This is a genomic window from Streptomyces sp. NPDC096339, from assembly GCF_044762985.1.
GTDB lineage: Bacteria > Actinomycetota > Actinomycetes > Streptomycetales > Streptomycetaceae > Streptomyces.
This window is the reverse complement of sequence record NZ_JBIWFI010000006.1, coordinates 186666-204103: the sequence shown is the minus strand read 5'-3', so window position 1 is coordinate 204103 and position 17438 is coordinate 186666. Positions and strand designations below refer to the sequence as shown.

Below are 17438 nucleotides of genomic sequence, written 5' to 3'. Positions count from 1 at the left end.
GTGAGGAGCACGAATGACTGAGGAACGGTTGTTTCTCCGGTCCGACACCATCATCGAGCCACTGGTCGACCGGTTCTACGCCCAGCTGTACACGATGGCTCCGGTGACCGGCACCATGAACCTGGCCTTCCGGCAGATCCCGATGCTGGAGTCCTACCTGCAGACCCCGGACTTCCATTTCTCGGGGAGCCGCGATCCGAAGTTCCGCGGCGGATTCTTCGTCGGCATCGAGGAGAAGCGGAAGGGCGAGGTCGAGGCACTGCTGGCGGCCATCCGGCGCGACCGCGCGGACATGATCCGGTTCGCCGAGGCCATCGCGGAGGCCGAGAAGATGGTCCGGGAGGAGGCGACCGGCTACGACCTCAGGCCGCTCTACCCGAGGCTGCCCTCCGAACTGGCGGGCCTGGTGGAAGTCACCTATGGCACCGGCAACGAGGCCTCGCTGCACTTCCTGGAACCGCTCGCCTACCAGAGCAAGGCCTACACCGAGGACCGCCAGTCGGTCCAGCTCTCGGTGGAGACGGGCATCGAGCGGCCGTTCGTGATGAGCACCCCGCGGCTGCCCTCGCCCGACGTGCTGGAGCTGGACATCCCCTTCCGGCACCCCGGTATCGAGGAGTTGTTCCGCACCAGGATCCGGCCCACCACCTTGGCCGCGCTCCGCGAGGCGCTGGAACTCGGCGACGCCGAAGCCTCCCGGCTGTCCCGCTTGCTGGTCCCGGAGCCGGGGCTCGCCGCCGACCGCCACGTCACGGCCGGAGCCAGGATCCGGTACTGGGGGCATGCCTGCCTCCTCCTGCAGACGCCCGAGGTGTCGATCCTCACGGACCCGTTCATCAGCGCCGACACCAGCGCGACCGGCCGGTACACCTATGACGACCTGCCCGACCACATCGACTACGTCCTCATCACCCACGGGCATTCCGACCATCTCGTGTCCGAGACCCTGCTCCAGCTGCGCGGCCGGGTCGGCACGTTCGTCGTGCCGAGGAGCTCGCGCGGCAATCTGTGCGACCCGTCGCTGGCGCTCTTCCTGAAATCCCTCGGGCTCCCCGTGATCGAGGTGGACGACTTCGACGAGGTGGCCTTCCCCGGCGGGAAGATCGTCGCCACGCCGTTCTTCGGGGAGCACGCCGATCTCGACATCCGCGCCAAGGCGACCTACTGGATCAGTCTCGGCGGGAAGACCGTGTACGTGGGAGCGGACTCCTCCGGCCTCGATCCGGTCCTCTACCGCTACGTCCGCCGGCATCTCGGACGGGTCGACATCGCGTTCCTCGGCATGGAGTGCGACGGTGCGCCGATGACCTGGAAGTACCAGCCGCTGCTCACCCAGCCGATACCGAAGAAGATGAGCGACACCCGCAAACTGTCCGGATCCAACGCGGAGCAGGCGAGCGCGATCGTCACCGAGCTCGGGGCGGAGGAGGTGTACATCTACGCCATGGGTGAGGAGAGTTGGCTCGGCCACGTCATGGCCACGAGCTACAACGAGGACTCCTACCAGCTCCAGCAGATCGCCGAGTTCGAGGAATGGTGCTCGCGCAAGGGAGTCAAATCCGGTCACCTGCTCAACCAGGCCGAATGGCAATGGTCGTACTGAACCCGATCGGATGATGTCGGGCCATGAGCCGGACAGCCGTTGCGGGCCGGCGCACCCTTCGTGGCGCGCCGGCCCGCAACGGCCTTCGCGTCGGCGGTCCGAGCGCGACCGTCCTACGCGATGGGGAAGTCGAAGTAGGTGTCCGGATAGGGCTCGTCGACGAGTGTGTAGTGCCACCACTCGCACTCGTACGCGCCGAAACCGCAGGTCTCCATGATGGACCGCAGGTGCAGACGGTTCTGTGCTTCGACGGGCGTGATCCCATGTGCGCCATGGTGCGAGATGGGATCCATCAGGTCGTGGTCGCCGCCCATGGGGGCGAGTTCACCCGTGGCCAGGTCGTAGATCGTGAGGTCGACGGTGCTGCCCCGGCTGTGGCCCGACCTGGCGGCCACGTATCCCTTCTCGAACATCTCGGCCCTGTCGATATTGGGATAGTGCCGCGACTTCGTCCGGCCGTCCTCCGGCTGCTGCGACCAGCGCACGAAGCAGTCGACGGCGTGCTGCGGGCGATAGCCGTCCCAGAGCAGCAGGCCGAACCCCAGTGATGCGGCCTTCTTCTGCGCCTCCTCCAGGGCCGTGCACAGAGCCCTCGTACCGACGATCCGATTGGCCAGATATCCGTCCACGGGTTTGCCGGTGAAGTTGTCCCACGTGGCGTACTTGGCATCCCAGCGTATTCGGGACATCAGGTCGTCCACGAAGGCGAAATCGTCCGTCATCGACCGCATCGACTCCCCCGACTTCATCGGATCTTCCCCGTCAGGGCGAGGGAGATGGTCCGGTCGATCACCTCGGACAGCGGCAGACCCGCGGCCGCCATCATCCTCGGATAACGGCTGTACGAGGTCAGACCCGGGAAGGTGTTGACCTCGTTGAGGACGACTTCGCCGTCCTCCTTCAGGAACATGTCCACCCGAGCGAGACCGCCGCACCCCAGGGCGCGGTACACGGCCTTGGCCGCCTCCTGGACCAGCAGCCGCGACTCTTCGGGGATGTCGGCGGGAACGATCGCCACGGAGTTGTCGGAACCGGTCTCGGGGGCGTCTTCCTGGTGGATCCTGAAGAATCCGTGCGAGAGCGCGATCCGGTCCACCTCGCCCGTGACGAGATCCGACTCGTTCCCGAGGATGGCGCAGCCGATCTCGCTGCCGACGACGGCCTCTTCGATCAGCACCTTCGAGTCGTACTGCCGTGCCGTTTCCACCGCACTCGGAAGTTCCTCTTCCCGGGACACCTTGGTGACACCGAAGGACGATCCCGATCGGGCCGGCTTCACGAAGACCGGATAGGTGAGCCGGGCGGGATCGATGTTCTCCTCCGCCGTGACGGTCCAGAAGTTCGGCGTCGCGATTCCCGCGCTCCTGGCGACGACATAGGCGAGGGATTTGTCCATGCACAGAGCGGAACTCTGGACGTCGCAGCCGATGTAGGGGATGCCGGAGAGTTCCAGCAGTCCCTGCATCGCGCCGTCCTCGCCGAGTGTGCCGTGCAGCACGGGCAGCACGACGTCCAGGCGTATCGTTCCGTAGCGCCCCTGCTCCAGAACGAGCAGTCCGTGCACGTCGCTGTCCGGCGACAGCACGACGGGGCGGCAGTTGCCGTTCTCCCACTCCGCGTCGGGCCCGTCGCACAGCTTCCAGGCACCGCTCTTCGTGATCCCGATGTAGAAGGGTTCGTACTTCTCGAGATCCAGGCTCCGGGCCACCTCTCGGGCGGACTTGACGGAGACGAGGTGCTCCTCGGAACGACCCCCGAAGATGATGCCGACCTTCAGCCTAGCCATGCTGTTTCCCGCTTTCGAATGTCAGGCAGTTGGTGAGGGAGTTCTCCACGGTGTCGCGCAGGGCGTGATCCGTGTAATAGGCGGTGTGTGGACTGATGAGCACGTTCGGCAGCTCCTGCATCCGCAACAGCGCTTTGCTTTCCATGGGTTTGTCTCGGTGGTCGGCGTAGAAGATGCCTTCCTCGCCTTCGACGACGTCCAGCGCCGCGCCGCCCAGCCTGCCGTTCTCCAATTCCTGCAACAGGGCCTCGGTGTCGATGAGCCCACCACGTCCGGTGTTGACGATCAGCGCACCGTCCTTCATCTGCGCCAGGCGCTCCCGGTTCAGCAGATGGTGGGTGGCGGCGGTGAGCGGCGTATGCAGCGTGACCAGGTCGCTCCGCCGCAGCAATTCATCGAGCGACACGTACTCGACAGCGACACCGGGGCGGTCCACGGGACGACGGTCATGGGTCAGAATGCGGCAGCCGAAGCCCCGCAACCGGTCCAAGACCGCCCCGCCTATGCGGCCCGTCCCTATCACTCCGGCCGTCAGATCGCGCAGTTCCCTCCCGCGCACATCGCTCAGCCGGTAATCGTGCACGTCGGTGCGGCGGACGATGGATTTCGCGTCCCGTACCGCCATCAACATGAGCATCAGCGTGTAGTCGGCCACGCTGTCCGGCGAGTAGGAGACGTTTTCGACACGGATGCCGATGCTGTCCGCGTATTCCACGTCGATGTGGTTGTACCCGATGCTCCGCGTGGAGATGTAGCCCACGCCGACTCCACCGAGCGCACGCAGCGTGGCATGGGTGATGGGAGTCTTGTGGCCGACGCTGATGCACCGGCTGCCGGCGGCCAGTTCGCTGTTGGCTTCGGACACCGGTGCGTCGGTGATGGCCGGCTGCACACCCATGCCGGACGCCAACTCGCGGAACAGAACGGCCTCGTCCGGACCGCACCCGTACATGGTGATGCGGGTGGTCTTGTCGCTGTGGCTCATGCCTCCAGTCAAGGCGGCGTGCTGTTGCCGGAACGTATGCGGTTTTCGATATGCCCGCGATACGTCCCGCTCCCTTGACTGGAGACATGACTCACACAACACCGGGCTCGGCGCCCAGGGAATCGACGTGATCCCGCTCAGCCTCGGCGAGATCGCCGAAATCGTCGGCGGGAAGGCCGTGGGCGACGGCTCCGCGACCGTGACGGCGCCGGCCGTACTCGACAGCCGGCAGGCCGAGCCGGGTGGCCTCTTCGTCGCCTTCGCCGGCGAGCGCGCCGACGGCCATGACTACGCGGAACAGGCCGGGCGGGCCGGTGCGGTGGCCGTACTCGGCTCCCGGCCCACGTCGCTGCCCACCGTCGTCGTGGAGGACGTCCAGACCGCGCTGCAGAGGCTCGCCGGCCATGTCGTGGCCCGGCTGCGCGACGGGCTGACCGTCGTCGGGGTGACCGGCTCTCAGGGCAAGACCGGCACCAAGGACCTGCTGGCGGCCGTGCTTTCGGGCGCCGGGCCGACGGTCGCCACGGCCGGCTCCCTCAACAACGAGCTCGGTGTGCCGCTCACCATGCTGCGCGCCCGGGCGGCCACCCGGTTCCTGGTCCTGGAGATGGGAGCCCGCCACGTGGGCGACATCGCCGAGCTCACCGGCCTGGTCGCGCCCGACGTCGCCGTCGTCCTCAACGCCGGGCAGGCCCACCTCGGCGAGTTCGGGTCGCGCGCCGCCATCGCCAGGGCCAAGGGCGAACTGGTGCAGGGGCTCGCGCCCGGCGGCACCGCCGTCCTCAACGCCGACGATCCCAGGGTGGCCGCGATGCGCGCGCTCACCGACGGTCCGGTCCTGACCTTCGGCCGGGCGGACCACGCCGACGTACGGGTACTCGACCTGGCCCTCGACCGGCTCGGACGACCGTCCTGCACGCTGCGGACCGTCGACACCTCGGCTCACATGACGTTGCCGCTCGTCGGCGCCCACCAGGCGTTCAACGCCTCGGCTGCCGCGGCGGCGGCACTCGTGGCCGGGGTTCCCCTCGACCTGGCCACGGCGGCGCTGGCCACCGCCTCGCTGTCGCCGTGGCGGATGGAGCAGCGCGACCTCGCCTGCGGGGCGAGGCTGCTCAACGACTCGTACAACGCCAACCCCGACTCGACCCGCGCCGCCCTGGACGCGCTGGCGGCCATCGAGGGCGGGCGCCGCATCGCGGTACTCGGCGAAATGCTCGAACTCGGCGACGCCGGCGAGGCGGAGCACCGCGCCGTCGGGGCGTACGCCGCCGCCCGGGCCGACGTGGTGGCGGCCGTCGGCGAGGCCGCCCGGCCGATCGCCGACGGTGCGGGAGAGCGGGCGGTGGTCCTCGCCGGCAACGACGCGGCCGTCGACTGGCTGCGGGACCACCTCACCGCCGGCGATGTGGTGCTGGTCAAGGCCTCCCGAGGGGCGCGCCTCGACGAAGTCGCCGCGGGGCTCGCCTAGGCCGTCTCTTTCGGATCTTGCCTGACCCGCGCCGCCTGGCACCGCACCTCGCTGCGTTGTCGGGGCGCCCAAGTACGTCCAGTACTCGGGCGCCCCTCCGCCTTGCGATGCACGGTGCCAGACGACGCGGGCTTGACCGGCAAGATCCGAAAGAGACGGCCTGGACCGTGCGGTTCAGCGGCCGCGCCGCCTCATGTAGAGGTCGAAGGCCCGGTAGACCAACGGCCGCAGCGGCAGGTCCCACTCGCCGACGTACCGCACCGCCTGGCCGCCTGTGCCGACCTTGAACTGGACGAGGCCGACGTGCGGGTCGTCGGCCTCGAGGGTGGGGGTGATGCCGCGCAGGTCGTAGACGTCGCAGTCGGCCGCGAGCGCGTCGCGGATCATCGCCCACTGGCAGGCGTTGGAGCCGCGCACCTCGCGCTTCGCGGTGGCGGAAGCGCCATAGGAGTACACCGCGTGGGCCCCGACGCGGACCAGGACGGTCGCGGCGACCAAGTCGCCCTGGTGGTGGGCCAGGTAGACCTTGATCCGCTCGGGGTCCTCGGCGTTCAGCGCCGCGAACATGGTCTCGAAGTAGCGCAGAGGCCGGGGTGTGAAGTGGTCGCGCTCGGCGGTGTGGACGTAGAGGTCGTGAAACGCCTTCAGGTCTTCCGGCCCCCCGTCGCCGACCGTGACCTCGACGCCTTCCTTGGCCGCCTTCTTGATGTTGCGGCGCCACTGCTGGTTCATGCCCCTGAGCAGCTCGTCCTCGGTCCTGTTCGTCAGCGGGACCTCGTACTTGAACTGCGGATGCCCGACCCCGAACCCGTCCTGCGGGTTCTGCGGCAGCCAGCCCGCGTCCTTGAGCTTGCTGCTCACGCGGGCGCCGACCGGGTCGCCCCACTGTCCTGGCAGGTCGGTCAGCCGCCGGATGCCCGGGTCCGAGATGCCCTCCTTGACCTGGGCGGCGCTCCAGGTGTCCGTCACCACCGGCGGGCCGAGCCGGATCGCGAACGCGCCGTGCTCCTTCAGGTACGCCGCCAGCGGATCGAGCCACACACCGATCTCGCCGCTCCAGTCGATGACCGGGCCCTCGGGCAGGTACGCCAGCGTGTAACGGTCGAGGCGCGGCACCGGTCGGTGCAGGACGAGCCCGGCACCGACCAGGCGCTGACCGTCGAACCAGCCGAGGGACTCGCTGCGCCACTCGGTCTTGACGCGGCCCCATGCCGGGGTCTGCAGAAAGCTGACGGACCGCTGGGCCCGCACGAACGCCAAATGCTCGGCGGCGCCGATCGGCCTGACGACCGGATTTCCGACCGCAGTTCGAATTGGTTCACTAGGGGAGTTGTAGGACATGCCACCAGTCAATGCAGTGGGGTGTTGCCCGGGCGTATGCGATTCTCGATACACCGACGATATGTTACGGGCCGGCGACTCGCGGCATTCACCAGCTGATTCCGGCCGCCACCGGCCGGTGGTCGCTGCCGGTGGCCGGCAGCAGCCACGCGCTCTTCGGCTCCACGCCGCGGACCAGGATCTGGTCGATCCGCGCCACCGGGAACTTCGCCGGCCAGTTGAAGCCGAAGCCGTCACCGGCCAGGTCCTGGACCGAGCGCAGCTGCGAGGTGAGCCCGTCGAACGCACGGTCGCCCATGGTGCCGTTGAAGTCGCCCAGCACCAGAAGCCGCTGGGCGCGCTCGGCGGCGACGGCTTCCGCGAGCTTGGTCGCGCCGGCGTTCCGCGAGTCCGTCCAGAAACCGCCCCTGAGCATCACCCTTACGGAGCCCAGATGCACCACGTACACCGTCAGCGGCCCCTTCTCGGTGGCCACCGTGGTGCGCAGCGCACGAGGCGGGTCCACCTGGATGTCCTCGGTCGGCACCTTGTCGGCCAGTGGCCCGACATCGCCCTCCAGGACGTCGACCGGCCGGGTGCCGGACAGCGGTAGCTTGCTCCACAGCCCGACCGTGCCCTGCACGGTGTGGTGCGGGTACGCCTTCGCCAGCTCCTTCTCGTACGTGTCCCTGGCCCGGTCGGTCAGCTCCTCGAGCGCCAGCAGATCCGCGCCGGAGGCGGCCAGGTCACGGGCGGTGCCGGCCGGATCACGGTTCTCGGCGGCCACGTTGTTGCTGACCACCGTGAGATCGCCGGCTTGGTCGGACTTGTCGCCGAGCAGCCCGCCGAAGAGGTTCAGCCACACGGTGACCGGCAACAGCAGCGCGACGACCGCGGAGGCGGAGCGGCGCCACAGTGCCCCGGCGAGCAGTACCGGGAGGAACAGGCCGAACCACGGCAGGAAGGTCTCCACCAGACTGCCCAGACCGGCCCAGTCCGTGAGGTTCCCGTGCAACAGCAGGAGCAGGCCGAGCAGCAGCGCGCACGCGGCGAGCACCGGGCCGCGCTTCCACGGGCCCGGCCGGGAGCCGCCCGCTGGTCGAGTTCCTTCGTCGCCGGCCGCCCGGCTGCCCTGTCCGGCCTTCGCCGTGTCCACCTGTGTCATCGTCTGCCCTCGCTCACTCTTGCTCACCACTGATCACTGCCGCGTTCTCGGGTCACGGGTGGGATCGGCGTGCGTCCGCGGGCGGCCACGCCGTCGCGACGGAGCGCCCGATGCCGACCGCCTCACCGGACGTGCCGGATATCAGGTCGCGGAAGATCAGCCAGTGAACCCGACGGGTCTTCGTTCGTGCCGAGGGCTGGGTTCGAGACATGCTGCCAGGGAAGACGACCGGATGTTGCCGGCACGTATGCGATTTTCGATACGCGGAAGACACATGCCGACCCGTAGCCTCGGCCTCGATGCCCCCGGCCCCCAGCGCCCCCGCCGCGTTGCCCGGCGTCCAAGTGCTGAACCCCGGCAGTTGGGAGGCGGCGGGATCCGGCAGGAATTCGCGCGGTGAATCCGGCGAGTGGAAGCACGCCGTGATCGATTGTCCAGATCCGACGGTGGCGCGATGAGTATCGCTTTCGAATAAGCTTTCCGGTCTGCGGGGCATTTGCGTGCGGCCCTTGCCAAGTCATGCGATTCCGAGACCCGGGCGGGTGCGACGACACCCCCGCCGCAGCACCGAACGGCACACCGACTGCCCTTGGCGGAGGCCCCTCGGTCGCGCTTCCGCCAGGACGATTTCCCCAAGGAGTCCTGTTGATGACAGTCGCTCTGGTACCACCGATAGCCGCGCACCCGCTGCTGGTCTTCCTCCTCCAGGTCGGTGTGCTCCTCCTCGTGGCCGTCCTCCTCGGCCGCCTGGCGGCGCGCTTCGGCCTGCCGGCCATCGTGGGCGAACTGAGCGCGGGCGTACTTCTCGGCCCCTCGCTGTTCGGCTGGCTGGCGCCGGGACTCTCCGGGTGGCTGTTCCCGGCCCGGCCGGATCAGGCACATCTGCTCGACGCCGTCGGGCAGATCGCCGTGCTGCTGCTCGTCGGGCTCACCGGCATCGAAATGGATCTGGGCATGATCCGCCGCCGCCGCGTCACGGCCCTGAAGGTCAGCCTGTCCGGCCTGATCGTTCCGCTCGCCCTCGGCATCGGCATCGGCTACCCGTTGGTCCGGCTGCTGGACTACGACACCGCCGACCCTCACGTGTTCGCCCTCTTCCTGGGCGTGGCCATGTGCGTCAGCGCCATCCCGGTCATCGCCAAGACGCTGATGGACATGAACCTGATGCACCGCAACATCGGCCAACTCACCCTCGCGGCCGGCATGGTCGACGACGCCTTCGGGTGGTTCATGCTCTCGGTCGTCTCCGCGATGGCCGTCGGCGGACTGACCACCGGCCACGTCGTGACCGCGATCGCCTTCCTGCTGCTCGCCGTCGTGATCGCGGTCGTGGTGGGCCGGCCGGTCGTCCGGCTGGCCCTCCGGGCCAGCCGCGGGTCCGAGGAACAGACGGTCGCCCTGGCCGCGGCGCTCATCCTGCTCGCCGCGGCGGGCACCCAGTCCCTCGGGCTCGAAGCCGTCTTCGGAGCCTTTCTCTGCGGCCTCCTCATCGGCTCCAGCGGTGAGTTCGAGCGCGAGCGCACGGCTTCGCTGCGTACGGTCGTCGTGGGCTTCCTGGCACCGGTCTTCTTCGCCACGGCCGGCCTGCGCATCGATCTCCGGGCGCTGGCCCGGCCGACGGTGCTCTGCGCCGCCCTGGTGGTGCTCCTGATCGCGATCGTGGGCAAGTTCGCCGGAGCCTACCTGGGGGCGCGGCTCAGCCGGCTGAGCAAGTGGGAGGCGATGGCGCTCGGTGCCGGGATGAACGCCCGCGGTGTCATCGAGGTGATCGTGGCGATGGTCGGGCTGCGGCTCGGGATCCTGGACACCGCCACGTACACCATCATCGTCCTGGTCGCCGTCGTGACCTCGGTCATGGCGCCGCCGCTGCTGCGCCTGGCCATGAAGCGGGTCGAGTACACGCAGGAGGAGCAGCTGCGGCTGAGCGCGGGCATCGAGGCCCCGGCACGCGACGCGAAGGCGGCCCGGACCGGCTGAGCCGCGCACACGCCCCGGTGTACGGGGCCGCGGTGAAGGACCGTGAGGGTGCGCGGCCGGGCTCAGGACGTCGGGAGGGCCAGCGTCCTGGTTGGATCCCGGACGTAGAGGCGCTTGCCGTCCGGGTCGGCCATCAGGATGTTCGCCGTGATCGGGTAGCGCCACAGGGGGCGGTGGGTTCGGGGGTCCACGGCTCGCAGACCGAGCTTGTCCAAGGAGAAGACCAGACCGGCGCTGACCACGGGGGCTACGTCGCCATTGGGGACGGTGTCCTCCAACGGGGTTTCCGACCAGCGTTCCGCGCCGGTGCGGGCGTCCACGGCGACGATGCCGCGGACGGCCTCGACGGCGTAGACGACGCCGTCCGCCACGGCCGGGAGGCCGTAGCGGCGGAAGCCGTAGGGCTTCTTGCCCATGTCCCGGCCCGCGCCGAACGACCAGGCCGTCGCGCCGTCCGCGAGGCGCAGTGCCTGGAGGGTGTTCGCGCCGACGTAGACGTGGTCGTCGTCCGTGGCCGGCCGGTACGGCGGCATGCCCTGGACGGACAGATCGGCCCTGCGCCAGCGCTCCGCGCCGGTGGCGGGGTCGTGCAGGGACAGGACGAGGGAATCCGGGGCGCCGTGGCACAGCAGGAGGCCGCCCTTCACGATCTCGCCCCAGGTGACGCCGGGCTTCCTCGCGGTTTGAGCGGGCGCCGCCTCTTCGCGGCGCCACAGCTCACGGCCGGACCGCAGACTCGCGGCGACCAGGAACCACTGCGCGCCGGCTGCCGACTTGGCGATCAGGTACACCGTGTCGCCCTCCACGCACAGGAGTTGGTTGAGTGCCTCGGTGCCGTCGAGGGAGGCGAGGGTGAGGACGGGCGGCTTCTTCTTCTCGGACTCCTGGGGGAGCGTCTCGATCGACAGTGTTTTGATTCTGTCGTCGGCGGCCGGGATGCGGAGGGCGTAGACGGTCTTGCCGTCGGTGGTGACCTGCCATGGGGACTTGTCGGCGTTGTTCAGCCACCGGCTTGCGCCGGTCTCCGCATCGACGGCGTTCACCACGGTGCCCGAGCTCATGACGAGTTCGGCGCCCACGCGCATGGGGATGGCGTCCGGTCCCGGCAGGCTGCCCGACGCCGCCCACAGGGGAGCGGGCGGCTGGGCCGGGGACGGTTTGGCATCGGGGGCGTCGGTCCGGTCGCGCGTCGACAGCCAGGCCCACAGGCCGCCGCCGGTGGCGAGGACCGACGTACCGGTGAGGGCCAGGAGCGTGCGGCGGGACACGGCGCGCGGCGCGGGCTGCGGCGGCGCTGTTCCAGGGGAGGTTTCCGGGGCCTCCACGCGGGGTGGGGGGTCCTGCCAGACGGCCGTGGTGCGGCGTGCGATGTCCGCCAGCACCGGGTGGGGGAGGAGGTCCGGGAAGGTGGAGGTGGTGGGGGCGGGGGGTGTGAGGAGGGATGCCAGTTCCATCGTCGAGGGGCGGACGGCGGGGTCCTTGCTCAGGCAGCGGGTGAGCAGCGGGGTGAGCGCCTGCGGCACGCCCGTGAGGTCGGGGTCCGCGTAGCGGACCCGGTACAGGAGGTCCGCGGGCCGGCCGGCGCCGAACGGGCCGTGCCCGGAAGCGGCGAAGACCAGTACGGAGGCCAGGGCGAACACGTCGCCCACCGGGGTGTGTTCCTGGCCGGAAGCCTGCTCGGGGGACATGTACGCGGGCGTGCCCGCCGCGGTGCCGGTGCTGGTGAGCCGTCCGTCGCCGAGGGCCCGCGCGATGCCGAAGTCGATGAGCTTGGGGCCGGTGGCCGTGAGCATGATGTTGGACGGCTTGAGGTCGCGGTGGACGATGGCCGATCGGTGGAGCTGGGTGAGGGCCTGGGCCAGGTGCGCGCCGAGGGAGCGGACCAGCAGCTCGGGGAGGGGGCCGGTGAGGCGCACCGCCTCGTCGAGCTGGGGGCCGAGGACGTATTCCGTGGCCAGCCAGGGGGTCGCGGCCAGCGGGTCGGCGCCGAAGACGCGGGCCCCGTAACGGTCGCCGATGACGCGTGCCGCGTCCGTTTCGAGTTGGAAGCGGGTGCGGAAGGTGGTGTCGGCGGAGGCCGCGATGCGGGGGTGCACGGTTTTGAGGGCCACCGTACGTCCGCCCGACGAGCGGGCCAGGTAGACGGTGCCCATGCCGCCGCTGCCCAGTCGGGCGAGCAGCCGGTGGTCGCCGACGTGCGTCGGGTCCTCGTGCGTGAGGCCGGTGAAGGGGGTCGGAGCGGAAGGCATCGGGGTCAGTGCGCTTTCTGGGGTGTCGTGGCGAACGACTGGTACGGGGCCGGGAGTTCAGCGGCCAGGAGCGCGCCCGACTGCGCGGCGAGCGCGGCCACGACCCGGCCCGGCAGGGAGAGGGGGGTGGCGGGGTCCAGGACCGTTCCGGTCGGCAGGGGAGAGGGGGCCGGGGCGTGGACCCCCGTCGGCAGACGTGGATCCCGGGCCGGTCCCGGGCGCTCGACCGGGGCCGCCAGCTCGCGGAGCACGTCCTGTGCCGTCCCCGGCCGGTCGGCGGGGTCGCGGGCCAGGCACGCGCCGGTCAGCCGGCGCAGCGACAGGGGCAGTTCACTCTGCTCCGGCACCGTGTGGCCGGTCGCCGCGTACGCGAGTACGGCGCCGAGGGAGTAGACGTCTCCGGCGGGGGCGGCGGGTGCGCCCGCCGCCCGTTCGGGGGCCAGGCAGCCAGGGTCGTGCCCGGTGCGCTCCGCCCGGGTGGCCCCGAAGCACGCCAGCAGCGGCCCGGACGGGGTGACCAGGACCGCGGCGGGGGACAGCCCGGCGTGCGTCACGCCCTGGGCGTGCGCGGCGGCCAGCGCCTGCGCGAGTGCCGCGCCCAGCCTGCGTACGGTGTCCTCCGGCAGCGGGCCGCCATAGGCCGCCAGCACGGCCGGGAGCGGCAACGCGGGCGCGTACGCGGCCGCGTACCAGGGGAAACCGGCCGTGCCGCCCACCTCCGCGACGGTCAGGAAGCCGGGCACGGACAGCCGCCGGGCGCCCTCGGCCTCGATCGCCCACCGGGACGGATCGGCGCCGACCCGGGGCACGCACAGCAGGACCGTGCGCTCCCCGTCGGCGGCGCGGGCGAGGTAGCGGCGTTCGGGGACGCAGTGCGCGGCGTCGGAGTCCGCGTCGAGCCGGGCCAGGGTCACGTACGGGCCGATCCGCGTCGGGTCGTCGTGGCGTAGGCGTTCCATGCGGGCGCTCTCCCGGGTCGGTGGTCCGGCCCAGAGCCTAAGCGGTGATCGCGAGGGTGCCCGGCACGGGGTCAGCCGACGGTGGGCATGGCCGTGAGCTTCCCGTCGTTGACCAGGAAGACCCGGTTTCCGGCGGCGGACACGGCCCAGGGCCCGCGTGAGGTGCCCGACCAGGTCCACAGTCGTCTGCCGTCCGCACGCGCATAGGCCGAGACCCCCCGCCCGTCCGCCTCCACGGCCCAGAGCGCCTCGCCCTGGAGCACGAGCGGGGTGTGGGGGAGCGGGCCGCGGGAGGCGCGGCCGCGCGGCGGGAGTTGCCCGCCGTCGACGGTGAGCGCGGACAGGGTCGCCCCGTTCGCGCCGATCAAGGTCTCGCCGTCCCGCAGAAGGGGGCCCCAGCCGCCGACGCCCGGCGCCGGGGCGTCCGCGGCCGCGATCTTCCACAGTTCGTCGCCGCCGAGGGCCTTGCGGGCCGTCAGGGTGCGGCCGCCCAGGATGACGGTGTAGTCCCTGGTGGTGGGGGTCTTGTGTTCCACGACCAGCGGATCGATCGCCGAGCGCGCCTGGCCTTCGACCTGCCAGGTCGGGGTCCCGCTGAGCCGGGAGAAGGCGCGCACCGTGCCGTCGGCGCCGAAGACGACGAGGGAGATGCCCGCCACGGCGCCCCGGGGTCCGGCCCCCTGTGCGGCGGCCGCCGGCAGCGGCGCCGTCCAGCGGACCACCAGCGTCTGGATGTCGAACGCGCGCAGCATTCCACCCCGGGTCACCGCGAACAGGTACTCGTCGTCCTGTGCGAGGAGGCGGCCGACATCGGCCTGCGGCTGTGACGACTGCTGCTTGCCGGTGGACGCGTCGAGGACGAACAGTGCGCCGTCGACGCCGGCCACGGCGATCCGACGGTCCTGCAACGGGAAGATGCCGGCCGCCGGCTCGATGTCGGGCAGCCTCCACTTCTCCTTTCCGTTCCGCGTCAGCCTGGCCGCCAGCCCTCCCTCCTTGGCGGCGAAGACGACCACGTCGCGCAGGGACACGGGTGTGGCGACCACGCCGTTCGCCGGCTTCGCCGCCACCGGCAGCGGGCCCCACAGGGGTTCGGGGGCCTTGCCGGACGTGGCCGCGGACAGGGGCAGCGGTTCCGCGCTGCTCGCCGCTCCGGGTTCATTGGGCGTACGGGGTTCCTCGGGTTCCCCGCGCAGCAGCCACCACGCCCCGGCCCCGCCCGTCGCCGCCAGGACCCCGCCCGCGGCCAGCGAGGTGCGCAGCAGCCTCCTGCGGGAGGGGCCGGTTGCGGGATTTCCGCCGGTGAGGGTGGAGTGGCGTTCGGCGGCGGCGCCGCGGCGGGCGATGTCCTTGGCCAGCGGGCCCGTGCGCCAGATCCGGTCGGCGCCGGGAGGCGGGGCGAAGGCGCCGGCGATCCGGTCGGTGGTCGGGCGGTGCGCCGGGTCCTTGGCGAGGCAGGGAGCGATCAGGTGGCGCAGCTCGGCGGGTACGTCGTCGAGCCGGGGCTCCCCGTGCACCACTTCGTACTGGACCGCCGCCACGTGCGTGCCGTCGAAGGTGCGCCGGCCGGTCGCCGCGTAGGCCAGTACCGCTCCGAGGGAGAACACGTCCGCCGCCGGCCCGACGCGCTGTCCGAGCACCTGCTCGGGGGCCCCGTAGCCGGGGGTGACCGGCACCTGGCCGGTGGTCGTGAGCGTCATCCCGTGCTCGGGGCGGGCGATGCCGAAGTCGATGACGCGCGGGCCCGTGGAGGTGAGCACGATGTTCGGCGGCTTCAGGTCGCGGTGCACCAGCCCCGCCGCGTGGATGTCGCGCAGGGTGGCCGCGAGCGAGGCGGCGAGTGCGCGGACGGCGTCGGTGCCGAAGGGCCCGTACGTGCGGACCGCGTCGTCGAGGGTGGGGCCGGACAGGAACTCGGTGGCGATCCAGGGCCGGCTCTCCTCGCTCTCCGCGGCCAGGACACGGGCCACGCCGGCGCTGGTCACCGCCTGGGCGGTGTGTGCCTCGCGCAGGAAGCGCCGGGCGAGGTGGGCGTCGTGGGCGAGCTCGGGCAGCAGCACCTTCACGGCGGCGGTCCGGCCGTCGTTGTCCCGGCCGAAGTACACCTTGCCCATGCCGCCCGCGCCCAGGACGCCGAGGATGCGGTACGGGCCGAGCCGGACGGGATCTCCGACGCCGAGGGGTTCCATGGTGTGCGCTGCTTCCTGTCGTGTCCGGGTGGGGCCGTGTCGTGCCAGGCCGTACGGTGTCGCGCCGCGTCTCGGCGCAGCCGTCGGCGCCTGCGTCAGCGTTCGATGGGAAGGCCCGTCGGCTCCTTGATGCGCTTCATGATGATCTGCGAGTTGACCTCGGTGACACCGGAGAGGGCCGTCAACTTCTCGATCCAGAGGCGTTCGTACGCACGCAGGTCCGCGACGGCGATCCGCAGGAGGCAGCCGGGGCTGCCGAAGAGGCGGTAGGCCTCGATGACGTCCGGAATGTCCTGGAGTGCGGCCTCGAAGGACTCGACGGCCTCGCGGTCGCGGCGCACCTCGACCGAGACGAGCACCTCGAAGCCGCGGCCCACCGCTTCGGGGGAGATCACGGCGCGGTAGCCCTGGATCACCCCGTCCTGTTCGAGCTGGCGCACACGGCGCATGCAGGGGGAGGGAGTGAGGCCCACGCGCTGGGCGAGCTCCTGGTTGCTGAGTCGTCCGTCCGCCTGGAGCTCGCGCAAGATATCTCGGTCAATCGCGTCCATGGCGCAATTATCCCCCATCGAATGTTACAGGGGCGCCCGAAGACGCAAGCACATTGCGCGTAGATCGCTCTATCATTGCTGCTTTAGGTACATATGTGCGGGCCTTTTCGGGGTTCGAGAGAAGGGCGGCCAACGGCCATGGGACGGATCGTCGTCATCAGCACCGGCGGGACCATAGCCAGCCGCTGGCAGGGTTCCGGCTTCGCGGCGGACGCGGACGGGAACGAGGTCATCGCCACCGCCCCGATGCCCGAAGGCGTCACCGTCGACGTGGTGGACCTGTTCAGCGTGAACAGCCCCCGCCTCACCACCGCCCACCAGCTGACCCTGCTGCGCACCGTGCACGAGGTCCTCGCGGACCCCGGCGTCGACGGCATCGTCGTCACGCACGGCACCGACACCCTGGAGGAGTCGGCCTTCCTCGTCGACCTCCACCACCACGACGCGCGCTCCGTGGTGTTCACCGGCTCGCAGCGCCCCATGGGCACCGCGGACGGGGACGGTCCGGAGAACCTCTACGACGCCCTCCTCACCGCCGCCAACACGCGCGGGCTCGGCGTGCTGATCTCCTTCGCGGGACGGGTGCACGCCGCACGGGGCACGGTGAAGACCCAGGCGGTGGCGCTGGACGCGTTCGCGGACCCGTCGAAGGAACTGCTCGGGAAGATCGGCTTCGGCAAGATCACCGTCCTGCGCACGCCGCAGCGGCCGCAAGCCCTCCCGTTGCCGGCGATGCCGGAACTGCCGCCGCGCGTCGACGTGGTGGTGCACCACGCCGACGGGGACCCGGTGCTGTTCAACGCCGCCATCGCGGCGGGGGCGCGCGGTGTCGTCCTGGTGGGCACCGGGGCGGGCAACGCCACGCCGGAGATCGTGGACGCGGTGAGGGCCGCCGTCGAGCGCGGAGTGCTGGTCGCGCTCACCACACGGGTGATGGCCGGGCCGGTCACCGAGATCTACACGCACGGGGGCGCGGTGGACCTCGTCGCGGCCGGAGCCGTCCCGACGGGGACCCTGCGGGCGGGCCAGGCGCGGATCGCCGTGCTCTCCGCCCTGCTGGGCAGCGACGACCAGGCCGAACAGACGGCGCTGCTGCGCCAGACTCTGTCCGCGCCCGGATCGGTCCTCGTCGAGGTCTGACGGCAACGACCGACAGCGCGAAACCGCTGTTCAGAGGGTTCCT

The 17438-nt window shown here is 70.9% G+C and carries 13 protein-coding genes; 4 read left to right on the top strand and 9 right to left on the bottom strand.

What is annotated here, in order from left to right; translation table 11 throughout:
* Positions 1-13: 13 nt before the first annotated feature.
* Complete coding sequence (locus ACIQ5Y_RS12305) at positions 14-1603, top strand: MBL fold metallo-hydrolase (protein WP_403878681.1); 1590 nt, start codon at positions 14-16, stop codon at positions 1601-1603.
* 113 nt (positions 1604-1716) lie between these two features.
* On the opposite strand, the gene vanX is transcribed toward ACIQ5Y_RS12305, so the two are convergent.
* Genes vanX through ACIQ5Y_RS12290 form a run of 3 tightly spaced genes read right to left on the bottom strand, consistent with a single transcriptional unit; the run spans position 1717 to position 4374 of the window.
* On the bottom strand, positions 1717-2325 hold the full coding sequence (vanX, locus tag ACIQ5Y_RS12300) for a D-Ala-D-Ala dipeptidase VanX (RefSeq protein ID WP_403878678.1): 609 nt from the start codon (positions 2323-2325) through the stop codon (positions 1717-1719).
* A 23-nt stretch (positions 2326-2348) separates the two neighbouring features.
* A complete protein-coding gene (gene vanA-Sc, locus ACIQ5Y_RS12295) occupies positions 2349-3389 on the bottom strand; it encodes a D-alanine--(R)-lactate ligase VanA-Sc (protein WP_403878676.1) in 1041 nt (346 codons plus the stop codon).
* The gene (locus ACIQ5Y_RS12290; RefSeq protein ID WP_403878673.1) at positions 3382-4374 is read right to left on the bottom strand and encodes a D-isomer specific 2-hydroxyacid dehydrogenase family protein; all 993 of its coding nucleotides are present in this window, start codon (positions 4372-4374) and stop codon (positions 3382-3384) included. The genes vanA-Sc and ACIQ5Y_RS12290 overlap by 8 nt, the downstream gene beginning before the upstream one ends.
* A 127-nt stretch (positions 4375-4501) precedes the next feature.
* Here ACIQ5Y_RS12290 and murF point away from each other — a divergent pair, with 127 nt between their 5' ends.
* The gene (gene murF, locus ACIQ5Y_RS12285; RefSeq protein WP_403878671.1) at positions 4502-5845 is read left to right on the top strand and encodes a UDP-N-acetylmuramoyl-tripeptide--D-alanyl-D-alanine ligase; all 1344 of its coding nucleotides are present in this window, start codon (positions 4502-4504) and stop codon (positions 5843-5845) included.
* A 174-nt stretch (positions 5846-6019) separates the two neighbouring features.
* Here murF and ACIQ5Y_RS12280 read toward each other — a convergent pair whose 3' ends face one another.
* Together ACIQ5Y_RS12280 and ACIQ5Y_RS12275 are read right to left on the bottom strand one after the other, a co-directional pair.
* Entirely contained in the window at positions 6020-7186 is a 1167-nt protein-coding gene (locus ACIQ5Y_RS12280) for a lipid II:glycine glycyltransferase FemX (RefSeq protein WP_403878668.1), read from the bottom strand.
* Positions 7187-7274: 88 nt separating this feature from the next.
* Positions 7275-8330, bottom strand: coding sequence for an endonuclease/exonuclease/phosphatase family protein (locus tag ACIQ5Y_RS12275; protein WP_403878665.1), 1056 nt, complete (start codon positions 8328-8330; stop codon positions 7275-7277).
* 648 nt (positions 8331-8978) lie between these two features.
* Between ACIQ5Y_RS12275 and ACIQ5Y_RS12270 the strand changes: the two genes are divergently transcribed.
* Positions 8979-10307 (top strand): cation:proton antiporter, encoded by a 1329-nt coding sequence (locus tag ACIQ5Y_RS12270; RefSeq protein ID WP_403878662.1) that lies wholly within the window; start codon positions 8979-8981, stop codon positions 10305-10307.
* Between the two features lie 62 nt (positions 10308-10369).
* Here the strand turns inward: ACIQ5Y_RS12270 and ACIQ5Y_RS12265 are convergent, their stop codons facing one another.
* The 4 genes from ACIQ5Y_RS12265 to ACIQ5Y_RS12250 all read right to left on the bottom strand — a co-directional run bounded on the left by ACIQ5Y_RS12265 (position 10370) and on the right by ACIQ5Y_RS12250 (position 16255).
* The gene (locus ACIQ5Y_RS12265) at positions 10370-12556 is read right to left on the bottom strand and encodes a PQQ-binding-like beta-propeller repeat protein (protein ID WP_403878659.1); all 2187 of its coding nucleotides are present in this window, start codon (positions 12554-12556) and stop codon (positions 10370-10372) included.
* A gap of 5 nt (positions 12557-12561) precedes the next feature.
* On the bottom strand, positions 12562-13515 hold the full coding sequence (locus ACIQ5Y_RS12260; protein ID WP_403878656.1) for a serine/threonine protein kinase: 954 nt from the start codon (positions 13513-13515) through the stop codon (positions 12562-12564).
* Between the two features lie 71 nt (positions 13516-13586).
* The gene (locus ACIQ5Y_RS12255; protein ID WP_403878654.1) at positions 13587-15704 is read right to left on the bottom strand and encodes a protein kinase; all 2118 of its coding nucleotides are present in this window, start codon (positions 15702-15704) and stop codon (positions 13587-13589) included.
* A gap of 95 nt (positions 15705-15799) precedes the next feature.
* Positions 15800-16255, bottom strand: a complete 456-nt coding sequence (locus tag ACIQ5Y_RS12250) for an Lrp/AsnC family transcriptional regulator (RefSeq protein WP_403878652.1) — start codon at positions 16253-16255, stop codon at positions 15800-15802.
* A gap of 138 nt (positions 16256-16393) precedes the next feature.
* Between ACIQ5Y_RS12250 and ACIQ5Y_RS12245 the strand changes: the two genes are divergently transcribed.
* A complete protein-coding gene (locus ACIQ5Y_RS12245; RefSeq protein WP_403878649.1) occupies positions 16394-17395 on the top strand; it encodes an asparaginase in 1002 nt (333 codons plus the stop codon).
* Positions 17396-17438: the final 43 nt, after the last annotated feature.